This window comes from Mesorhizobium sp. M1312, assembly GCF_040318115.1.
GTDB lineage: Bacteria > Pseudomonadota > Alphaproteobacteria > Rhizobiales > Rhizobiaceae > Mesorhizobium.
The window spans coordinates 38,163-58,569 of the sequence record NZ_JAMYLQ010000019.1 but is presented as its reverse complement, the minus strand read 5'-3'; the positions used below and the strand labels follow the sequence as shown (position 1 = coordinate 58,569).

The window sequence follows — 20,407 nt, the reverse complement described above, 5'->3', positions numbered from 1 at the left end:
GTCGCCGTCTTTCCCGGCGTCTACTCTGCCGAGCCCACCTGCTGGGGGGCCGACAATTGCGCGAAGGTCTGCTGTTCGCCGAGCCACGCCAGATAGTCTTCCGGCGTGTCGACCATCACCACGCCATTCATCAACGGGTGCCCCTGGCCACAAAGTTCGGCACACAGGACCTGAAAAGTTCCGGTCTTGGTCGGGGTGAACCAGAAATAGGTGACCGAGCCCGGGATCATGTCCATCTTGGCGCGGAATTCAGGGACATAGAAATCATGCAGCACGTCGATCGAGCGGAGCAACATCTTGACCGGCTTGCCGACCGGCAGATGCAGATCGGCGGCTTCGACGACGACATCGTCCTGGCCGTTGGCATCACTGGCGTTCACGCCGAGGGGATTTTCAGGGCTAACGTTGCGGGTGTCGGATGTGCCGAGCTTGCCGTCCTTGCCGGGCAGCCGGAAACTCCACTGCCATTGCTGGCCGACGACTTCGACCACTGTTGCGTCGCTTGGGACGCTGACGAACTGGTTCCAGACGAACAGGCCGGGAACCAGCATGGCCGTGACCCCGATTGCGGTGACGATCGTCAGCCACCATTCGAGCCGCTTGTTCTCGGGTTCGTATGCCGCCTGATTGCCTTCCCGATGACGGAAGCGGAAGACGCAATAGGCCATGAATAGGACGACCGCGGCGAAGACGACGCCGGTAATCCAGAAGGTGATGATGATGGTGTTGTCGATATAATCCCAATTAGAGGCAATCGGCGTCCACCACCATGGGCTCAGGAAGTGGAACAACACTGAGCCCACAACTACCAAAACGAGTACAAGCGCTATGGCCATCCCGTTTCCTCCCGGCATTCCAAGGCCGCGAAGCCGTCCCAGGAAATGCCAAATGCATCATAGCTCGATTTCCGTTCGAAATTCTAGTGCGGTCTTCCGGCCAGCCGAAAACGCAGTGGGGATGATGTGGAAAAACCTAAGAAGAAGAAGGTTGTGGCGAAGAAAAAGGCTGCCATGGGCGCCGAACCGGCATTCCGCCGAATTGTGAAAGGCCGCTCTCAATGCGGCCTTTTCGTTACGACCCTAAAGCGACGTGCGTCCACTTGGAGGCAGAAAGCACACTCTGAACGAACGCTCGTCATACGCGCATCGTGCTGTCCGAGAATCGATTCCGATTTGGCGACAGATTCGTGCCCAAGCGGCGGTTGGCGGCTGGCGATACGATGTTTTGATCATTATCTGCGCCGAGTTGCAAAGTGCAGGGTCGTTGGAGGGATCGTTGAAACTATTCGTCGGCATCGGAGGCGCGGTCGCCACGGCGTTCCTCTTCGCCTCGGTCTGCGGTATTGCCCAGGCCGGCAGCGTCCTTGACAATTGGCGGTTCGACACCGGCAGCGATGGCCTGGTCACGGCCTCGCTCCATGTCACCAACAAGCTCATCACCGGCGGCGGCGCCTTAAGCTACAGCCCGATCCTGGCCATTGCCTGCCGGGCGAATGGCGAACCGCGCTGGAGCGAATGGCTGCAGTTGAACGACGCCGGTCCGCCAGCCGGACCATCACCGTGTCAGTGACCGTCGACAAGGCCAGCAAGGTCAACGAAAGCTGGTCGGTCGGCCGGCGGGTAGGAGGCTGGTTCGGGATGGTGCCGACGGGATCAGGCGATTGGTTTCCGCAGACCGGCTCCAGCTGTCCTGGCGGTTCGGGCTGCTATCGGGGCGAGGCGAGGCTGATTTCGACCTTGCCGGGCCAGATCGCCGGCACCTGCAACACCGAGTTGCCGTGATCGGATCAGCAACGCTCGCCTCAACCACTAAGAAATCCAGTGAGTTATTCCGGCGCAAACGTCTCGAACGCACCCGCGCAGCCAGCGGTGAGCCGGATCGGCATCGAGCCGCGGGTGCCACAAAAGTGAGACCGTGATTTCCGGCAAGGGAACCGGCAACGGGAAACAGAACATTCCATCGCGCAGGTTCCCTGTATAGCGTTCGGGAACGCTGGCGATCAGGTCCGAGGCGCGCGCCAGAGCCAGGGCTTCCGAAAAGCCGCCGACCACCGTCACGATCTCCCGTTTCAACCCTAACGGCTCAAGGGCATCGTCGATCGGTCCCCTGTCAAACCCGCGACGGGAGATGAGGATGTGCCGGCCGGCTGCATAGCGGGCAGGGGTGATCGTCAGCTCGCACAATGGATGCCCCATCCGCACGACACCGACGAAACGATCACGGAACAGCGCTTGCGCGCGTACCTCCGGTCCTGCGGCCTTTCCGACGACGCCTGTTTCCAGGTCTACACTGCCGTCACGCAGGGGCGTGCTGTCCTTGTCCGGCTTCAGCACAAAACGCAGCCGCACGCCCGGTGCCTGTTGGCCGACGCGCGCAATGAGATCCGGTCCGAAATTCTCGACAAAGCCATCCTGGTTTCTGAGCGTGAAGGTTCGCACGAGCCGTTTCAGGTCGAGCGTTTCAACAGGACGCAGAACGGATTCGGCGTCCTGCACAAGCTGACCGACGCGTTCGCGGAGCTCGATGGCTCGGGGTGTGGGAACGAGGCGGCGTCCAGCCCTGACCAGCAGCGGATCGCCCGTCGTCTCGCGCAATCGCGCCAGCGCCCGGCTCATCGCCGAAGGGCTCAACCGCAACCTTGTGGCGGCGCGTGCCACGCTGCCTTCCGTCAGCAGCACATCAAGGGTCACAAGCAGATTGAGATCGGGACGCGCCATATGCTGATCGTAGCATGGTCGGCACGATCTGACATAGCGCCAAACGCAATGATTAAGTGCAAATTATGCGTCTTCCGCCATATCAAGCAAAGGACTACCTGTCTGCCAGCTCCGTTTCGGGAGTCGCCAGAAAACGGAGTTCACGTTGAAGCCGATCGATGCAGGGCGGGCAGTCGCTGGAAATCCAGAACGAGCAACTTCGGTTCGGTGGGCGCTCGCCAGCCTTTCGTTGTCGATGTTGCTGTCCTCGCTCGGTATCAGCATCGCCAACGTCGCCTTGCCGACCTTGGCGCAGGCGTTCGACGCCTCGTTCCAGGAGGTCCAGTGGATCGTGCTGGCTTATCTCCTCGCCATCACCACCCTGATCGTCAGCGTCGGACGGGTCGGGGACTTCATCGGTCGCCGGCGGCTGCTGCTGGCCGGCCTCTTCCTGTTCACGGTTGCCTCGGTCCTATCTGGTGTCGCGCCGACGCTGTGGCTGCTGATTGCCGCCCGGGCGGCCCAGGGCTTGGGGGCGGCCATCATGATGGCCGTCACCATGGCGTTTGTCGGTGAGACGGTGCCGAAGGCAAGGACCGGCAGCGCCATGGGGCTGCTCGGAACGATGTCGGCGATCGGCACTGCTCTCGGTCCATCGCTCGGCGGGCTTCTGATTGCCGGAGCCGGTTGGCGGGCGATCTTCCTCGTCAACGTGCCGCTGGGTTTGCTGGCCCTTGTTCTCGCCTATCGCTATTTGCCGGCTGATCACCGGGGGCTGAAGACGGATCGGGCCGGCTTCGACGTTGTCGGCACGCTGCTGCTTGCCTTGGCACTTGGCGCCTATGCACTCGCGATGACGATCGGGCGTGGCAGTTTTGGTCCGCTCAACATGGCTCTGTTGGTGGCAGCCGTTTTCGGAGCCGGCTCGTTTGTGCTTTTGGAGGCGAGAGTGGCGTCGCCTTTGATCCGATTGGCCGCGTTTCGCAACGCGATGCTGAGTGCCAGCCTCGCCATGAGCGGGCTCGTTGCGACGGTGATGATGGCGACACTGGTGGTCGGGCCGTTCTATCTGTCTCGTGCGCTCGGGCTCGACGCGGCTCTTGTTGGCATCGTCATGTCGGTCGGTCCGCTTGTCGCCGCGCTGACCGGTGTGCCGGCTGGTCGCATAGCCGACCGTTTTGGCGCTGGACGCATGACCATCATTGGGCTCATCGCGATAGCCGCCGGTTGCTTCACTTTATCCGTGATGCCGGCAATATCGGGCATCCCCGGCTACATCGCCCCGATCGCCGTCATCACATCAGGCTATGCGCTGTTCCAAACCGCCAACAACACCGCCGTCATGTCGGATATCCGCCCGGACCAGCGGGGCGTCATTTCCGGCTTGCTCAATTTGTCGCGCAATCTCGGGCTCATCACTGGCGCATCCGTTATGGGTGCAGTGTTCGCATTCGCCTCAGAGGCGATCGACATCACAACGGCGCGCCCCGAGGCCGTTGTCGCCGGTATGCGGATCACGTTTGCGGTCGCGGCTATACTGATCGTCGTCGCGCTCGCCATCGCGGTTGGAAGTCGTGCGCTTGCAACGCGCCCTTCGCTGCCTGGAGGCGTGTCATGACACGAAACCGGACTCTTTCGGCGAGATGCCGGTGCATGTTCAAAACAAGCTTTAGATCAGCAGCAAGCCCTTCATGCTGGCATGACCCTTCTTGCCGATGATGATGTGATCGTGGACAGCGATGCCGAGCGGCCGGGCCGTCTCGATGACCAGCTTGGTCATCTCGATGTCGGCGCGCGACGGCGTGGGATCCCCTGACGGATGATTATGCGCCAGAATGATTGCCGTGGCGGAGAGTTCGAGCGCGCGTTTGACCACTTCACGCGGATAGACCGGCGTGTGGTCGACGGTACCGACCTGCTGCACCTCGTCGGCGATCAGCGCGTTCTTCTTGTCGAGAAACAGGATTCGGAACTGCGGTCTTATGTAGCAACAGCACCAAACCCCGACGACCGGAGGAGACCGTGAGCTAGGCGGCGCGCCGTGTGGGCGCGAGCGGCGTGGGCCGCGATACTAACTGCTTTCGTTTGGTCCGGATCGGCTAATGCGCAGCTGGGTATCATCCTCTTCGCCCCTTATCCAATATCGGACGTCCAAGACCTTTTCTTCTGCACTCACGACCGGTCGATACGAAACCCGGCAGGCCAGACCACAGTTGAGCACTCCGTGCTGAAGCACGCTTTCAAAAAAGAGATAAGGGATTCTCTGAGAGACGACCGTCAATTCGTCGCCCGGAGCAAGGTCTTGGAGGCGATGCCGGGTCGCATCCATCATGATTACAGCGCGGTTCCCAATACGCGGACCACGGTTATCTCCACGATTTTCTGTGATGGAAAAATCATGGGCGATCTTGATGGCTGGGGTTGCCCCGCCATTTTTGATGACAAGCGTAAATTGAACCAAGTCAATTTGGTCGGCTTGGTCGCTGCCCTCAATGAGTTCTGCCGAAACTTCTTTCACGATGAGGTAGGCGCGAAGCTGCGCTTCGGTAGCTTGCTTCGCGATGTCATTGGCGGCTTTCGCTTGGGCAACGGCATCGGTGTTGGCATCAAGAGTGCGCCAAACAAAATAGATACCGATGCCTGTGACGGCAATGGATGCGACCGTGGCCCAGAGCATACCAAGCGCCCAGAGCGCCATGCTTCTCTGGGCGGAAAGATCACGCTCGGCGGTTTTGGCCTCTTCGGTGGCCTTTACTATTTCCTCTATGCATTTCGCGAAGGCCGGAACATCTCTGTCGCGGCAGGTGCTGGCTATGCTCTCTTGGGTGCGGTCGGCATACTCTTTGGTGGCTTGCTCTGCCTCACGGCTATATTCGGCATTTAAAGCGGCAATATCCCAAGTCGCCTTCAGAACCAATACAACGAGGATTATGGCAAAAGCCGCCGTTACAATCGTATGGAATCGGCCCCGATGGCTGAAAAACATTGAAGCAAGAACGCTGCTGTAAACTTGCCCCTCGCAAGTTTGTTGCGAATGTTTACCTCTTTTTCCTCGACTCCAATAGCGTCCAATTTTTCGACCAATTGGGCGTAGGTCACACCTTTCCGCTTCAATTCGGCTTTCAGGAGGTTCGCCGCTAGGGCTTCATAGTCTGTCTTTTCTGCCATACGTATCGCCTTTGCACAAAAAGGTATCGTTTTCGATACATATGCCCTTGTATGGGATACGTCAACGTACTACATTCGTTACATTGGTAACGGAAACAGTACGTCATGGCCCAACACTTCCTCCTTTCCGCCGAAAGCCGCACCCTCTCCCTCAAGGAGATTTACAAGGGCGGCGAGGAAAAGGCTTACGACACGTTCAAGCGCCTTCGCTGGGCTTCGACGCAAGGCGAGCCTGTTTGCCCGAAATGCGGATGCCTGGATCATTACGACATTCCGACCCGTCGCAAGTTCAAGTGCGCCGCGTGCGGTGCGCAGTTCTCGGTTACGAGCGGCACGATCTTCGCCTCGCGCAAGCTGTCGTTTGTCGATCTGCTCGCCGCGATCTGCCTGTTCGTCAATGGCGCGAAGGGCATGTCGGCGGTCCAGTTCTCTCGCGATCTGGACGTTCAATACAAGACTGCCTTCGTGCTGGCTCACAAGATCCGCGAAGCCCTCTCGGCTGAAACCAAGAACGAAACCCTTGAAGGCGAGGTCGAGATTGACGGCGCTTACTTCGGCGGCGTGGTGCGCCCTGAGAACCGCATAGAGGACCGCAAGGACCGCCGCATGAAGCAGAACCAGTCAGACCGTCGCCGCGTTGTCATCGCCCTGCGCGAGCGCGCTGGCCGCACCCTGACGTTCGTCCGCAATCGCGAAGCCGAAGGCGTCGACATTGCCCGGGCTCGTATGCTGGCCGGCTCGAAGCTGTTTGCTGATGAGGCAAGCCATTGGGACGTGCTGGAAGCCGATTACGCTTCGACCCGCATCAACCACTCGGAAAGCTACAGCGACGGCCACGGCAAGCACACCAACATGGTGGAGAGCTATTTCAGCCGCCTGCGTCGCATGGTCGCCGGGCAGCACCACCACGTCTCGCACCGCTACCTCTACCAGTACGCCAATCACGCCGCTTGGCTGGAGGATCACCGTCGCCGGTCGAATGGCGGCAACGCCTATGCCCTGCTTGGCGGCGCGCTCAATCATTCGGTGAGCCGGGTTTGGGCTGGCTATTGGCAGCGAGCGGCATAAGGCTCATTCGGCTAGGTTTTCACCGTCCACGTTAACGTGATATGATTCGTTAGATGCTTAGTATCCCTTGGGGCAGGGGTGGAGAACGCTATGACCAGACAAGATTTGCTGCTTGCGATGTTGGCGTGCGCCAATGGACAGCCATTCACGCCTGTTCAAATTCAAAAAGCAATGTTTCTGGTGTCCAGAAATATTCCAGGAGCCGTGAATGAAGGCCCGGGGTTTAATTTTGTGCCCTATGACTATGGTCCATTCGACACTGCGGTGTACAACGAAGCCAACGCTTTGAGCAGTTCCGGGTTCGCAATCATCACTCCCTCTGGTTCTGGGCGCTGGAGCAATTATTCGGTTTCAGGCACCGGGCAAGCAAGGGGCCAAGAACTCTTGCAGCAGCTAGCGCCACCAATTCGTGACTATATTCAGCAGGTAGCTGTTTGGGTTCGCTCGCAGTCTTTCGGCAGCCTTGTTAAGTCAATTTACAACGCTTATCCTGATACCAAGGTAAATAGCATATTTAGAGACTAATATGACCGTTTTGGTGGGCGTGCTTTGTTCTGACGGCGTGGTAATCGGGGCGGATAGCATAGCTACATCAGCCAATGGAATGAATCCCCTCGTTCAATTGCAAACTAACGGCAAAATTCAGATATTATCCGATCAAGTTATTGTAGCCGCGACTGGAGCGATAGGCTTTTCTCAACGCTTAAGTTTTCACGTTGAACAGGCTATTAGAGGGGACGTATTCAAGAACTTAAAAATAAACGAATGTACGACTAACATTTCGAAACGATTCTTGACCGACTGCGCCAATAGCATGGTTCAAAATAGCTCGCGAGGATTAGGATTTGGCGCACTGGTGGCCGCCTTCATTCAAGGTGAACCGCGCTTAATCGAATATGGCACCCAAGATTTTCAGCCTGAGATAAAAAAGGACGCGCTGTTTTTTGTTTCAATGGGGTCAGGGCAAATGCTTGCAGACCCTTTCTTGGCATTTATTAGCCGCGTTCTCTGGAAGGACGCCCCTCCTACAGTCGAGCAAGGCAAGTTCGGAGTTTACTGGGCTCTCGACCACGCGATTAAGCTAGCACCCGGTGGGGTAGGCGCTCCCATCAAGCTCTCTGTGTTGTCTCAGATAAACGGCGCATGGGTGGCAAGTCTCCTACCCGATACCCAAGAGCAAGCTCAATACATAGTCGAGTTGGAGGGTCACATTGGCAGTTTTGCAAGGGCCACAATCGAAGACGCTGAGGCTTCGCCCCCGCCCGTAGCGCCAGCGATGCCTGCCTAGCAGCTAAAGGCCGGAAGTACGCCGCCTAGCCAATTTCTTCGCGCCCTTGACGCTCTCCGCTGTCTTTGGCCTTCCGCCTTCGCCGGACCTTCGCGGTATTGACGCACTGCCTGATCCGCTCGACAAGCGACGGTTCCCAGCCTTTCATTTTGACAATGCGCTGGGCCGTCTCTTTGTTGGCCTTGCTGCCTTCCGCCTCGCACTTCAGGATCAGTCGATAAAGCTCGCCCTTGCGGAATCGGTTGGGCTTGCGCCGTAGCGGCACGATCTGCGACGGGTCGCCCTTGTAGCCGAGGATCAACAGCACCGCGTCTATGTGGTGAAGCTGGTGAGCCAGGTCGGCCCCGTTGTACAGAATCGCGCCGGATATCTCCGACCGCTTCGCCACCAGCGTATTGATGGCGTGTTCGTATCTGGTGGAGCGGACAATGGGAGCGACTCTTGGCATCCCCGGATTTTATGGGAACCCACCCTTTAGGTCGTGCGGGAAGTTGGTGCTTTTGCTACATAAGGCCGCGGAACTGCTCGCGCTCCTCGAAGGCCATGACCGACCGGCAGTATCCGAGAACCTGCGTCCAGGACGACAAGACCTCGCGGCCTTTGATCTCGCTACGTGCCGCGCGTTGAGCGGTCGCAGCAACGATCTTCAGATCGAGCGCCACCGCCGGACCGATGCCGTTGACCTCTTCAAGTCGCGCGACCGGCGCGCCAAGCACCTCGGCCAGCGTGCCGAAGCGCGCAAGCAGCGCCTTGGCGACGGGCTTGGTGTCGGCGCGGGGGATCAGGCGAAAGAGCAAGAGCTCCAGCAACTCGTAGTCGGGAAGGGCGTCGGAACCCGCGGCCGCGAACCGTTGGCGCAAGCGGTCGCGATGACCGAGATAATGCGGCTTTTCGACTGACGTGTGGACCGACGTGGCTTTCGCGAGCGATTTTATCGGTCTCTCGGGAAAGAAGATCCGTTCGTCTTCGTCGCTGGTTTTCCCCATAGGCCGCCCGCATTTTCTTGACCCGGAAAGATCCGGCCCTCGCACAAACACTAGGCCGGCAGGCCGGGGCGGTCGAGGTTTTTTGGCGACAGCGTGAAAATCTCGCAGCCGGTCTCGGTGACGCCGATCGTGTGCTCGTACTGCGCCGATAGCGAGCGGTCGCGTGTCACCGCCGTCCAGCCGTCCGACAGCACTTTTACGTGCGGCCGGCCGAGATTGATCATCGGCTCGACGGTGAAGATCATGCCCGGCCGCATCTCGACCCCCTCGCTGGCGCTGCCATAGTGCAGGATGTTCGGCGCATCGTGAAAGAGCTGGCCGACGCCGTGGCCGCAGAAATCGCGGACCACCGAGCAGCGCTCGCCTTCGGCATAGGTCTGGATGGCGGCGCCGATGGCGCCGGTGCGGGCGCCGGGCTTGATCGCGGCGATGCCGCGCATCAGGCATTCATGCGTGACCTCGAGCAGGCGCTCGGCGGCGCGCTTGATCGTGCCAACCGGATACATGCGCGACGAATCGCCATGCCAGCCATCGAGAATGTAGGTGACGTCGATGTTGACGATGTCGCCATCCTTCAACGGCTTGCTGTCGGGAATGCCATGGCAGACGACGTGGTTGATCGAGGTGCAGGATGACTTCGTGTAGCCGCGATAGTTGAGCGTCGCCGGCAATGCGCCGTGATCCATGCCGAATTCGAAGACGAAGCGGTCGATGGTTTCGGTGGTCACGCCCGGCGCGACGATCGACGCCAGTTCGTCGAGGCAGCGCGCGGTGAGGTCGCAGGCCCTGCGCATGCCGGCAAAGCCTTCTTCGCCATAGAGGCGGATCTGGCCGGTGTTTCTGAGTGGTGCCGTGGCGGCGTCGAGATAGGTGACCATTGTGCCCGTCTTGCCGGAAAAAAAGGGCTTCTGATGAGCCCGCGCGAAAAGTCTCTCAGATTTGGCACCGTACGGCGCCAGGTTCAAGGACGAACTGCCGGCGATGGGCTCAAGCCGGCGATATTCATGTCTTGCGGCTTCATCTTGTGCCTGTCCGGCCGTGCCGAGGTGTTCGTCCGCACTGACGACATATTTCTGAGAAAGAAGTGGGGAACGCATTCTGGAGAGACACGAATGGACAGATTGCAATTCGAGGTGCCGGTGCGCATCACGACCGCGCCTGGCCTGCCGGTCGAGGAGATCTACAGCGTCGAACAGGCGCTGGATTTCCTGCAAGGCTGGCCGGTTCGCCGGCAGGGCCCGGTCTATCAGGCCGCGTTCAATGCCTGCTTTGGCGCCACGGTCGACCTGGTCGAGACCGAGGATGCTTGCCGGGCGTTCATGGCGTTCTGCCGGGTAAGCCGCCTCCTGGCCAGGGACATGCTGGTTCCGCGCAAGCGGAGGCGAGGCGAGGGGACTGCGGGCTTAGCGGCCGAGCAGGCAGTGCCAGCGAACTGCTTAATGCATCCCACACTTCCATGCGTTCGACGAGCGGCAAATCTGCCCCAAAGCGGCATGCCCTTCGGTGATGCTGTGCCAGCCAGTTACGAATCGGCTATGGCTCCGGCATGCAGGAAACGTCTCTCTACATCCCGGTGAAGCAGTTTCTTGAAAGCCTGGAATTCACCGTCAAAGGCGAAGTTGGCGGCTGCGATGTCGTGGGACTGCGTGACGGCGAGCCGCCCGTGGTCGTCATCTGCGAACTGAAATTGCAGTTCAACCTCGAGCTCATACTTCAAGGTGTCGATCGTGCTGCGTCATGCGACGAGGTCTGGCTCGCGGCGCGGATGTCGGCCCGCGGCAAAGGCCGCGAGCATGATCGCCGGTTCCGCGCGCTCTGCCGGCGGCTCGGTTTCGGCCTTCTGGGGGTTGGTTCCGCCGGCAACATCGAATTGCTGCTCAGCCCGGCCGCCTTGCCGCCCCGGCGCGACCCGAGACGAAGATCGCGCCTGGTGGACGAGCATCGTCGCCGGCGCGGCGACCCTGTCGTCGGCGGCGGCTCGCGTACGCCGATAATGACCGCTTACCGGCAGGATGCGCTGGCCTGCGCCGCTGCGATGGTCGACGGGCCGAAGCGCCCGCGCGACTTGAAAACCATTTCACCACGCGCCGCCAAGATCCTGCTTCACAACGTCTATGGCTGGTTCGCCAGGGCCGAGCGCGGCGTCTATGCGCTTACGGAGGTTGGCCGTGCTGCGTTGCAGCGCTGGCCCCAACCGGCTCCATGACGAGGCGGCGCCGAGTCGTTTGAGCGACTTGCCGCGGGCAGGGGAGACAACGAACCTCTCCCGGACTTGGCGACGATCAGAGTCGGCGTGGGCTGTATTGGTTTTCGGTTTGTCGCTGGCCGTGGAAGGCATTGTTGCCAACGCGAAACATGACAGCCTCTTCCGAGTTGCGCATCGCCCTTGTGCACACCCGTTGATGCCGCGAAATACGACAAGATGAGTTTGCGTCGAACTCAAACGCGCAATGGGCACCGTCGCCAGCGAGATATCGCAAACTGCGATCGTCCGGGGCAAGATTGTTCAAACAAATAGTCCAAACTGGTTATGAGGCGGCCAGCGCGTCGCCTCCTTTGTCTCCGCCCGCCAGAGCACAAAAATCGAGCAGATGCGACAGCAGGAGACAGTTATTGCAGCAGCTAGAAACAACAAATGTTGATATTTTCGTTACCAAGCGCGTCGAACGGATTGGTGCGCCTAGGAACAAAAAAGGAATATTTTGGTAGTTCATCAAGACTGTCTACGGATTTTTTCCACGAATTCGACATTGGCAGGAGCGCGCACTTTGTGCGGTCAAATCCGGCCTGCGGCACTCGATGCAATACCAGAAATCTCAAAAATTCTATCAGAGGGGTGTGGGTATGTGATTTGAAGCTAATATACGCCGTCGAGTAGGCAGGCACCGCGGGGCGCTAAGAAAAAAAGGATTATTAATGGCACTTCATTTCGCAGCAGGTGGGTCCGCCACCGAAGTCGCAAGCGCCGGCTTCAATCTGATCGACGTCCAATACATTGATCAGGTCAACGAGCTGCCCGATGGCACGAAGGCTATGGTCTGGCTCAACGAGGGCGAGGGCGTGACCCAGTCCTTTATCGACAAAGTCACCCCCTTCCTTGGCAATCCGAAGGTGTATGGGTTTTTTCTCGTCGACGAGCCGGATCCCACCGGCCAATACCATACCCAGGTAGACGCTGAGGATCTGAAAGCCGAATCCGACTGGATCCACGCTCGGATGCCAGACGCCAAGACCTTCATCACCGCGATGGACATGGGGTCAGCCGAAAACTCGGATTTTTCCAACACCTACAACTATGACAACACGCATATCGATCTGTTTGGAATAAGCGCTTATCCGGTGCGCACCGGCACAGACACGGTCGACTACGACATGATCGACAGAACCGTGGCTGCGGCGGTGGAGTCGGGCATCCCGACCAGCCAGATCGTTCCGATCCATCAGACCTTTGGCGGCGGCAATTGGACGACCAACACGGGCGGCAAATACGTCATGCCAACGGCGGATCAGCTGCAGACGATGATGGACCGATGGGACGCACTGGTTCCGTCGCCCGAATTCGACTTTGCCTATGCCTGGGGTTCGCAGGAAGGCGACGTCGCACTTGAAAGCTCGCCGGAACTGCAGGCCGTCTTCCGCGAGCACAATCTCAGCACCGCTGGGACCGCCGCTTCCGACGTCACCGATGACAGCTCTACCGTAACTCTCCCTGCCGACGCCACCATCAGCGACGACAGCTCTACTGCGGCCGCCGCTTCCGACACCACCAGCGACGACAGCTCTACTGCGACCGCCGCTTCCGACGCCACCACCAGCGACGACAGCGCTACTGCGGCCGCCGCTTCCGACACCACCACGAGCGACGACAGCGCTACTGCGGCCGCCGCTTCCGACACCACCACCAGCGACGACAGCGTTACTGCGACCGCCGCTTCCGACACCACCACGAGCGACGACAGCTCTATTGCGGCCGCCGCTTCCGACATCACCACCAGCGACGGCAGTTCCACTGAGGCCGCCGCTTCCCGCCCCACGACCAGCAATGGCGGTGTTCATGCTGTCCGTGGTGCCGATGCAACCCATGCAGCCACCGGCGCCGACTGGGCGGCGGACCACGACGACACCGACACCTCCCCAGTCGATAATGCCGGCGAAAAGGCAGACAGCAGTGTCGACCGGGTGCTGGCCGCCCTTTCTGGGGGCTCTGAGTCTCTCGCCGGTTCACACGACAAGACGGCCGGCAACGGGTTCGCCCATACCGTCGAGGATAATGAAAATGTCGGCGCCAATGCCAGCAGGGGCGGCGCCGCCGAGATCATGTCCGGCCGCGGAGGCCACGACGCCTTCGACTTCAGCTGGCTCCAGGAAAAGCTGCAGGACAAGCCTCACTTCGACCAGGCCTTCTTTGACGGGCTCAAGTCGGGAGGGCTTTCCGACGCTCCGTCTGCCGGTACGGCTGCGCATGATCGTTCCGACCATGTCAGTTACGACAGTTCAACGGGGTCGCTCTCCGTGGACAGCGACGGAACGGGAGATGCAGCTCAAACGCAGCTCGCCAGCCATTTCCCATGGCAGCACCATTCGCTGTGACCTGAAGGAGCTACGGGCGGGAAACTAGATCAGGCCCGGCCTTTGTTCACCTCGAAGAACATTGGCCGGGTCGTTCCCGTGCCGGCCATCAATCAACTTCCCAGAAATCCCGCGGCGAAATACTGGCGTCGCGGGATCGGGCAAAGTCCGACAGGCCCGTCTGATCGAGGACGACGGCTTCGCCGTAGATGATGGTGTTTCGTCCATCCAGCCCTTTGGCTGTCCCACCCGGCGCGGTCGCGATGATGAAGGAATCAGTTCGGTAGACCACATCCATGGAACCGGGGACGACGCCCAGGTCATCTTACAGACCTGCTGCGAGATCGGATTGCACCCTCCGATCGGCCCGCGTCCTCTCCCGGTGGCGCGGGCTTTCATTTTTCGGCCTAGCCCTAAGTACGACTGCGGCTAGGTCCTGGTACCTCGTCGAGGAGATCTGGACCATTGCTCACAGGCATCTGGCCGTCGGGAGTAAGCTTGTCCACCGCGTCGGGCAGTTCTCTTATGAGCCGGTCGAGAAGTTCGTCGCGGGACAATCCGGTTTGCTCGGCGAGATCGCTCAACGTTTGCGGGTCGATCGCCTTCTCGACTTGGTCGGGCTGAACGGGGCGATTGGATCCTTTGCCGACCCAAGAATCTACTTGATCACCCGCCCCCGCATTCCGGAGGCGGTCCAGGATATCGCCGAGCCCGCCGGGGGAGCCAGCGCTTTTGGGATCTGTCGAGTTCCTACCGGCGATTAACTCGCCGATCTTGTCCCTGTTCTTGTAGGCAAGCAGGCCAAGCAAGGCTATGGCGACTTTTCCTATGTCAAGGCTCATTTCGCATCTCCTTCCATGAAGAACAGACAAGGCATGCGGCTTTGAAAGGTTCCACGGAATGCTGCCGGGCTGGTTTTCCGTTCGGTTAGGGCGATTGGGCGCCCCGGTCGGCTCTTGGCGAGACTTCAGCACGCGCGCGTCGCGCAGGAATGACGCGCGATCGTCCCATTTGGGGCGCCCCAACAGAAAGGAACGTGACGGGCTTCTGACCGTTGCCTGCTTTTGATCGAGCCGCCACGATGCCATCCACCTCGATACGCAAAACGGAATACGATCCGGTGCGAAAAGTCCTTTCGGTGTGGTTCGTCGCCAGCGGCAAACGGTATGAGTTTGAGGACGTGCCGCCGGAGACCTTCGCCGAGTTCCGAGCCGCCTTCGCCAAGGGCCGCTTCTTCAACGACCACATCCGCAATCACTTCCGCTACCGTCTGGTTGGACCCGCGGTCGACTGAGCAGCATCAGCGGACGATCTCTCTTTTGGCAGGGATGCGGCTCTTTCGTCGCGGCCCTCCGGCCGGCGCTTTGCGAGGGCAAGGTCGGACATCGGAACGAAAGGCGGATTCGCGAATTCTATTGCCAGATAATCGGAATCGTCGCCTATGAGGCTCGCGACCCTTCACCTTGAAACTGCGAAATACGGCGACGTATATCGCGCCGCAAGGCTCGCTCGGCTGAGGCAACAAATGATCCGGCACATCAAGCGCACTGACACCTCGGCTCAAAAAGTCGAGCAAGCGCTGGCCGAAGCAAACGCACCCATGGACCGGCTCGCGCGGCATCAGTAGGGCCGCGCTCATGCGCAGGGTGCCGCACACTCTATTCACAGGCTCGAACGGTGGGTGCTCCGGCTCCGCATGATGAAGCACCTGGCCGAGATCGCGCATGTCGAAATCTTGCCCGCACCCTGGACAATGCTCGAAATGCTCCGCTCGGCTTGATGGGCCGGTCGTGATCTTTCCCTAGAAAACCCGTGCGTTCGTTGTTGGTCCGATATCGCAGCCGGTCTGGAAGGGATGGTATCAAAGCGCCCCCGCAAGGGCGTTCTTGACGCCGATTGAGAAGGCAGTCGTGAATTTATAAGTTTCTCGGCAGAGCGCCACAGTGGACACGGTCGCGGGCCTTTTTTGTTGATGAGGAACCTTTACGCTGCGGCGGCCGTTGAGCCCACCCAAAAGGGAGATCACAATGGCCGACGACCCAAACGAAGACGCAACGCCGACGGAGACGCAGCGCGAAGCTCAGGAAGCCTTGGAGAAGCAGGTTGCGCAACTGAAACGCGAGATCAACAAGATCAATCGGACGCTCGCGGAGCGCGCTGAAGAGGTGGTCGAGGAAGCCACTGGTTGGTATGACGGCGCGGCCGACAGCGTGTCTCGGACAACGCAAGCACTTCGCAAAAGGGCGTCGACTGCTTCCGGTGTCGTTCAAGAAAATCCTGGCACGACGTCGGCCGCCTTCATGCTGGGCGCGGCTGTAGGCTTGCTGTTGGGCCTTGTTCTTGTGGCTGGCGACCAGCGCGGGGACCGCTGGATCTAACACGCCCAAATGAGGGCCAGAGCCCGCTGCCTAACGGTAGGCGGGCTCGTTTGCTTGATGGCCTGTTGTTGCTTGCGCAAAGCAAGATCGAGGCAGAGCGCGAGAAGCACGATGCGGGATGAGGGCGGTGGGAGCGTAGGGAGATTTGCCATAGCCCGTATAACATATGTTAAGCCCGAATGTTCCTCGTTCCGGTCCGCTGCCTCACCGTGGCGGGCTTTTCAGTGGGCGATCCACTCGGCTGCGCGTCCGACCTCAATGCAGGCAATAACAAAGGTGGCGATCGTCACGACTAGCGCCATGCCTCGCTCAAAATTGGCAAGACGCTTTTCAATCGCAAGCTCCTGTCCATCCCAGTGAAGTGTGTTGGTCTTCGGGTTTATCCCCAAGAGCGCGAGACCTTGCTGACTGATGCCGCTTATGCCCTCAGGCCACTCCGCCGGTGGCGCGTCTTCCATATAGCGAAATTTTCGGATGTGATCCCAGTCTGTCATTTTCGCCCTCCGGTGCTGACGAGAGGAGTGTGACAGGAATCGCCTGACTCGACAAAGCCAAGAGGAATTGGCCAAACGTTGGACAGGGTAGGGAAAGATTCAGCTAAGCGCCTGAAAATCTCTGGTACGCCCAAGGGGAATCGAACCCCTGTTACCGCCGTGAAAGGGCGGTGTCCTGACCGCTAGACGATGGGCGCGCTCAGATGTGAGCGCTTATAGTTGCGTTGCACCAAACCGGCAACCCGTCTGTCGCCGCCTGCGACAACTTTTTTCAGTGGCCGCAAAACCGCGCATTTCCGGTGATTTAGCCCGGTTCGACGCGGCACCGCATGCCGTCGTGAGACGGCGCGTTGCGGACGTTGCATGAACGAGGGAAGAACCAGCCGTTACCGCCGCCGGCGGCAGCGCCAGTTCCAGTCGCGCTCGGGACCGACGTCGATGTGAACGGATTCGGTATGGCAGTAGGTGCCGACGCCGCCTCGCCCGGGCATGCTGCGGATGTAGCTTGCCAGTTGCGCTTTCGAGACGCCTGGAACCTGGATGTCGGCAGCGGCGCAATACATGTGCAGCGAATTCTTGGCGCCGTTGGCGCGGCGGTTGCGGGCCGGGTCACGATAGCCGGAGGTGACGATCATCTTCTTGCCGTAGTGGCCCTCGATCGTCTTCAGCACGCGGACCAGCGACGGCTTCAGGCAGGCAACGTCGACATTCTCGGTCTGCTTCAAAAGACCGTTGGGCGCCAGCCGGGCAAGCCCGGCAGCGGATGCCACCTGATAGGCGCCACCTTCATCCTCGTTGAGATCGACGTCGCTGTCGTCATCGAGGCCGGATTTGCGCTTGATCTCGAAGAGTGCGGTCTTGCGTACGCCAGGCAGCGCGTCATCGGTGAAATGGCTGGTATCGCCGATCGAAGCCAGTTGCACCGGCTTTTCAGCTGATTTGGCCGAGGCCAAGGTGATGGTCGGCTTTGCCGCCGTCTTGGGCTGCGCCGTCGTCGGTTGCTCGCCCGACCTGTTGTTGGCCTGCGGGGCAGGGGCGGCCGAGGCCGGCGTGGCGCTGAATAAAGAGGCGAGGAACCCCTTCTTCTTCGGCGCATAGGCCTGCGGCTGCGGCTCTCCGGCGGTCACATAGACGGGGTTGTTCATCGCCGGCGCGGCGGCCTCGGCCTTGGATTTCGGTGCGGCTGTGCCGGCATCGGCGGTTTCAGTCTTCTGCGTAGCAGCGTCGGCCTGTTCAACCGTCTGCGCGGACTGTTCCTGTGGCTGCGGCGTCTGGCCCGCAGTCGCGTCTGCGCGCGCAGGAGCCGTGACGGGGAAGCCGGCATCGGACCTGGCGCCTTCCTGGGGGGCTCCTGGCTTGGCCATTGGCACATAAGCGACCTGCGCGGGAAGGCTTGCGTCGCCCTCGGCGGTCATCGTCATCTGTGAAGTCGTGATCTGCGACGACGAATCAACGGCGACCTGCTGGGTATCCGAGGCCGTGCTGATATCCGTAGCAGAGGCGTTATAACCGGGCATGCCGACTGACAGGGACGGGTCGCCGGCCGAGGTGCAGGAAGCCAGGAGCACGGAGAAAAGCGCGGCCGCAATGGCGCGGCTTTCTCCCTTCGCGAGTCGCGATCCTGCTGATTTCAAAACCAAATTCCCCCTCGATGTCCGGCCGGTAAATCATTGGCGCGGCGTCGCAACGTCTCGCCGAAATAAATCCTTGTCCCCGAACGGAAACGAGACCTGTGTCAAATCCGCAAGCCCCAGAGTAATTCGACGGCTAGAGAGGAATCGAGGCTGCTTAAGGGTTGACGACACCATTTCCTCCTCTTTTGGCGGCGCGTCAACTCACCACACATTACAGAAGGTTACACACGCACCTTGACATAGGTGCCCGGCGCGTCGCCCAGGGTTTTCATGTGCTTGCCGGGTTTGCGGGCTGGCACGCGGGTGTTGTCCTTGGCCTCGATCCAGCGTTGCCAGTGCGGCCACCAGGAGCCGGGATGGTTGGTGGCCTCGGCGACCCACTGGTCGAAGTCGCCCGCCGGCTTGCCGCCGGTCCAGTAGTGATACTTCTGCGCCGCCGGCGGATTGACGACGCCGGCGATGTGGCCGGAGCCGGCCATGACGTATTCGACCTCGCCGCCGAAATATTTGGAGCCGAGGAAAACCGAAAGCGCCGGTGCGATATGGTCTTCCTTCGAGGCGAGGTTGTAGACCGGGATGGTGATATCCTTCAGCGATACCACGCGGCCCGCTAGCTCCATCATGCCTTGCGAAAGTCTGTTCTCGAGATAGCAATTGCGCAGGTAGAAGGAATGATTGGCCGCGCCCATGCGGGTCGAATCGGCATTCCAGTAGAGCAGGTCGAAGGGCAGGGGATCCTTGCCGCGCATGTAGTTGTTGACGACATAGGGCCAGATCAGGTCGCCGGAGCGCAGCATGTTGAAGGCGGTCGCCATCTTGGTGCCGTCGAGATAGCCTTTCTCGTTCATCGCCTTTTCGACGGCCGCGACCTGCTCCTCGTCGACGAACACTTTCAGGTCGCCGGCATAGGTGAAATCGACCTGCGTGGTGAAGAAGGTGGCCGATTTGATGCGGTGGTCGCCTTCCTGCGCCATCAGCGCCAGGGCCGCGGCCAGAAGCGTGCCGCCGACGCAATAGCCGACGGCGTTGACGTCCTTTTCGCCGGTGGCCCTTTCGATCGTGTCCAGGCCGTATTGCAGGCCCTCTCTGATATAGGCCTCCCAGCTCTTGGTGCCGTGGCGCTCGTCCGGGTTGATCCAGGAGATAACGAAGACCGTGTGACCCTGCTCGACCGCCCAGCGGATGAAGGATTTTTGCGGGTTAAGATCGAGAATGTAAAATTTGTTGATCCATGGCGGGCAGATCAGCAGCGGCCGCTTGAGCACGGTCTCGGTCGTCGGATCGTATTGCAAGATCTCGGCGACATCGCTGCGGCCCACCACCTTGCCGGGTGTCGTGGCCAGGTTCTTGCCGATCTCGAAGGACGAGTAATCTGCCTGCCTCAGTTTCAGGTCACCCTTGCCGGCGGCGATGTCCTCGGCCAGCATCTTCATGCCGCGCACCAGGTTTTCACCATTCGAGGCTATGGTCTCGCGAAACAGTTCCGGGTTCGTCAGGATGAAATTCGACGGCGAGATGGCGTTGGACACCTGCTTGACGTAGAAACTGGCCTTGTGGCGGGTGTGCTCGTCCAGGCCATCGGCGTGCTCGACCAGTTCGGCCGCCCAGCGCGAGGTGACGAGATAGGCCTGCTTGAGGAAATCGAAGAAAGCGTTGCGGCCCCATTCCGGGTCCTGGAAACGCTTATCGCCGCGCTCGGGCTTGACCGCGTCTTCGGCGTCTTCGCCGCCGGCGCTGAGCCGCTGGATCGAGTTGGCCCAGACGGTCATGTAGCCGGAGAACAGCCGCGTCTGCGCCTCCAGCGCGCGCTGCGGATCGGAAAGCCAGTATTCGCTGAGCTTGGAGAAGGTTTTCACCATGTCGACGACCGGCTCGGCGACGTGATCGCGCACCTCGCCTTTTTCCCGCGGCTCGGCCCATGCGGAGGCCGCCTTGCCAGCCTGCTCGATCATGCGCGCCATGTTCAAGGCGAAGCGTTCCGGGTCCTTCACCAGATATTGCTCGACGGTCGAAGGCTGCTCACCTTCCGTTTTGCCCGAATCGGGTGTCTTGGACATGGTTCGCGGGGTTCCTCCCGAAGCGTTTTCTTGACATATTATCATGGGACATCCGACAGGGTCCAACGC

At 60.2% G+C, this 20,407-nt stretch carries 21 protein-coding genes, 1 tRNA gene and 3 pseudogenes; 11 read left to right on the top strand and 14 right to left on the bottom strand.

The annotated features are described in order from the left end of the window. Positions 1-20 precede the first annotated feature (20 nt). Positions 21-836, bottom strand: coding sequence for a cytochrome c oxidase subunit II (gene coxB, locus NKH36_RS21160; RefSeq protein ID WP_077381602.1), 816 nt, complete (start codon positions 834-836; stop codon positions 21-23). A gap of 439 nt (positions 837-1,275) precedes the next feature. On the opposite strand from coxB, the gene NKH36_RS21155 reads away from it, so the two are divergent. Together NKH36_RS21155 and NKH36_RS21150 are read left to right on the top strand one after the other, a co-directional pair. Further along, complete coding sequence (locus NKH36_RS21155) at positions 1,276-1,569, top strand: hypothetical protein (RefSeq protein WP_352964321.1); 294 nt, start codon at positions 1,276-1,278, stop codon at positions 1,567-1,569. After that, positions 1,560-1,781: a hypothetical protein gene (locus NKH36_RS21150; protein WP_352964318.1), complete on the top strand. Its 222-nt coding sequence runs from the start codon at positions 1,560-1,562 to the stop codon at positions 1,779-1,781. Before NKH36_RS21155 ends, NKH36_RS21150 begins: the two co-directional genes overlap by 10 nt. A 27-nt stretch (positions 1,782-1,808) precedes the next feature. Here the strand turns inward: NKH36_RS21150 and NKH36_RS21145 are convergent, their stop codons facing one another. Beyond that, a complete protein-coding gene (locus NKH36_RS21145) occupies positions 1,809-2,717 on the bottom strand; it encodes a LysR family transcriptional regulator (protein ID WP_352964316.1) in 909 nt (302 codons plus the stop codon). 145 nt (positions 2,718-2,862) lie between these two features. On the opposite strand from NKH36_RS21145, the gene NKH36_RS21140 reads away from it, so the two are divergent. Further along, positions 2,863-4,314, top strand: coding sequence for an MFS transporter (locus NKH36_RS21140; protein WP_502912080.1), 1,452 nt, complete (start codon positions 2,863-2,865; stop codon positions 4,312-4,314). A 51-nt stretch (positions 4,315-4,365) separates the two neighbouring features. On the opposite strand, the pseudogene NKH36_RS21135 reads toward NKH36_RS21140, so the two are convergent. From NKH36_RS21135 to NKH36_RS21125, 3 genes and pseudogenes are all read right to left on the bottom strand, one after another. Further along, positions 4,366-4,677 (bottom strand): annotated as a pseudogene (locus tag NKH36_RS21135) (JAB domain-containing protein); the annotation flags it as partial. Positions 4,678-4,767: 90 nt separating this feature from the next. Next, the gene (locus NKH36_RS21130; RefSeq protein ID WP_352964313.1) at positions 4,768-5,682 is read right to left on the bottom strand and encodes a DUF8453 domain-containing protein; all 915 of its coding nucleotides are present in this window, start codon (positions 5,680-5,682) and stop codon (positions 4,768-4,770) included. Beyond that, positions 5,643-5,864, bottom strand: coding sequence for a DUF6471 domain-containing protein (locus tag NKH36_RS21125; RefSeq protein WP_352964310.1), 222 nt, complete (start codon positions 5,862-5,864; stop codon positions 5,643-5,645). The genes NKH36_RS21130 and NKH36_RS21125 overlap by 40 nt, the downstream gene beginning before the upstream one ends. Positions 5,865-5,969: 105 nt before the next feature. On the opposite strand from NKH36_RS21125, the gene NKH36_RS21120 reads away from it, so the two are divergent. From NKH36_RS21120 to NKH36_RS21110, 3 genes are all read left to right on the top strand, one after another. Further along, positions 5,970-6,932, top strand: a complete 963-nt coding sequence (locus NKH36_RS21120; protein WP_352964308.1) for an IS1595 family transposase — start codon at positions 5,970-5,972, stop codon at positions 6,930-6,932. Between the two features lie 90 nt (positions 6,933-7,022). Continuing rightward, on the top strand, positions 7,023-7,457 hold the full coding sequence (locus NKH36_RS21115) for a hypothetical protein (RefSeq protein ID WP_352964305.1): 435 nt from the start codon (positions 7,023-7,025) through the stop codon (positions 7,455-7,457). Position 7,458: 1 nt separating this feature from the next. Further along, positions 7,459-8,220, top strand: a complete 762-nt coding sequence (locus tag NKH36_RS21110) for an Ntn hydrolase family protein (protein ID WP_352964302.1) — start codon at positions 7,459-7,461, stop codon at positions 8,218-8,220. Between the two features lie 25 nt (positions 8,221-8,245). Here NKH36_RS21110 and NKH36_RS21105 read toward each other — a convergent pair whose 3' ends face one another. The 3 genes and pseudogenes from NKH36_RS21105 to map all read right to left on the bottom strand — a co-directional run bounded on the left by NKH36_RS21105 (position 8,246) and on the right by map (position 10,084). Next, the gene (locus tag NKH36_RS21105; RefSeq protein WP_352964300.1) at positions 8,246-8,608 is read right to left on the bottom strand and encodes a hypothetical protein; all 363 of its coding nucleotides are present in this window, start codon (positions 8,606-8,608) and stop codon (positions 8,246-8,248) included. 127 nt (positions 8,609-8,735) lie between these two features. Next, positions 8,736-9,206: pseudogene (locus NKH36_RS21100) on the bottom strand (UPF0758 domain-containing protein); the annotation flags it as partial. 50 nt (positions 9,207-9,256) lie between these two features. Next, complete coding sequence (map, locus tag NKH36_RS21095) at positions 9,257-10,084, bottom strand: type I methionyl aminopeptidase (RefSeq protein WP_352964297.1); 828 nt, start codon at positions 10,082-10,084, stop codon at positions 9,257-9,259. A gap of 234 nt (positions 10,085-10,318) precedes the next feature. Here map and NKH36_RS34870 point away from each other — a divergent pair. From NKH36_RS34870 to NKH36_RS21080, 3 genes and pseudogenes are all read left to right on the top strand, one after another. Beyond that, positions 10,319-10,613, top strand: a pseudogene (locus tag NKH36_RS34870) (DUF982 domain-containing protein). A gap of 139 nt (positions 10,614-10,752) precedes the next feature. After that, on the top strand, positions 10,753-11,412 hold the full coding sequence (locus tag NKH36_RS21085; RefSeq protein WP_352964292.1) for a DUF2161 domain-containing phosphodiesterase: 660 nt from the start codon (positions 10,753-10,755) through the stop codon (positions 11,410-11,412). A gap of 710 nt (positions 11,413-12,122) precedes the next feature. Then, on the top strand, positions 12,123-13,796 hold the full coding sequence (locus tag NKH36_RS21080) for a calcium-binding protein (RefSeq protein WP_352964290.1): 1,674 nt from the start codon (positions 12,123-12,125) through the stop codon (positions 13,794-13,796). 88 nt (positions 13,797-13,884) lie between these two features. On the opposite strand, the gene NKH36_RS21075 is transcribed toward NKH36_RS21080, so the two are convergent. Then, on the bottom strand, positions 13,885-14,073 hold the full coding sequence (locus tag NKH36_RS21075) for a hypothetical protein (RefSeq protein ID WP_352964288.1): 189 nt from the start codon (positions 14,071-14,073) through the stop codon (positions 13,885-13,887). Positions 14,074-14,188: 115 nt separating this feature from the next. Further along, the gene (locus NKH36_RS21070; RefSeq protein ID WP_352964284.1) at positions 14,189-14,617 is read right to left on the bottom strand and encodes a YidB family protein; all 429 of its coding nucleotides are present in this window, start codon (positions 14,615-14,617) and stop codon (positions 14,189-14,191) included. A gap of 239 nt (positions 14,618-14,856) precedes the next feature. Between NKH36_RS21070 and NKH36_RS21065 the strand changes: the two genes are divergently transcribed. Together NKH36_RS21065 and NKH36_RS21060 are read left to right on the top strand one after the other, a co-directional pair. Continuing rightward, positions 14,857-15,069: a KTSC domain-containing protein gene (locus tag NKH36_RS21065; protein ID WP_352964281.1), complete on the top strand. Its 213-nt coding sequence runs from the start codon at positions 14,857-14,859 to the stop codon at positions 15,067-15,069. Between the two features lie 733 nt (positions 15,070-15,802). Next, complete coding sequence (locus NKH36_RS21060; protein ID WP_352964063.1) at positions 15,803-16,153, top strand: hypothetical protein; 351 nt, start codon at positions 15,803-15,805, stop codon at positions 16,151-16,153. A gap of 221 nt (positions 16,154-16,374) precedes the next feature. Here the strand turns inward: NKH36_RS21060 and NKH36_RS21055 are convergent, their stop codons facing one another. From NKH36_RS21055 to NKH36_RS21040, 4 genes are all read right to left on the bottom strand, one after another. Then, positions 16,375-16,647, bottom strand: a complete 273-nt coding sequence (locus NKH36_RS21055) for a hypothetical protein (protein WP_352964065.1) — start codon at positions 16,645-16,647, stop codon at positions 16,375-16,377. A 122-nt stretch (positions 16,648-16,769) separates the two neighbouring features. Then, a tRNA-Glu gene (locus NKH36_RS21050) sits at positions 16,770-16,844 on the bottom strand. Between the two features lie 189 nt (positions 16,845-17,033). After that, positions 17,034-18,287, bottom strand: coding sequence for a YcbK family protein (locus tag NKH36_RS21045; protein WP_352964068.1), 1,254 nt, complete (start codon positions 18,285-18,287; stop codon positions 17,034-17,036). A gap of 215 nt (positions 18,288-18,502) precedes the next feature. Beyond that, positions 18,503-20,338, bottom strand: a complete 1,836-nt coding sequence (locus tag NKH36_RS21040; protein ID WP_352964071.1) for a PHA/PHB synthase family protein — start codon at positions 20,336-20,338, stop codon at positions 18,503-18,505. Positions 20,339-20,407: the final 69 nt, after the last annotated feature.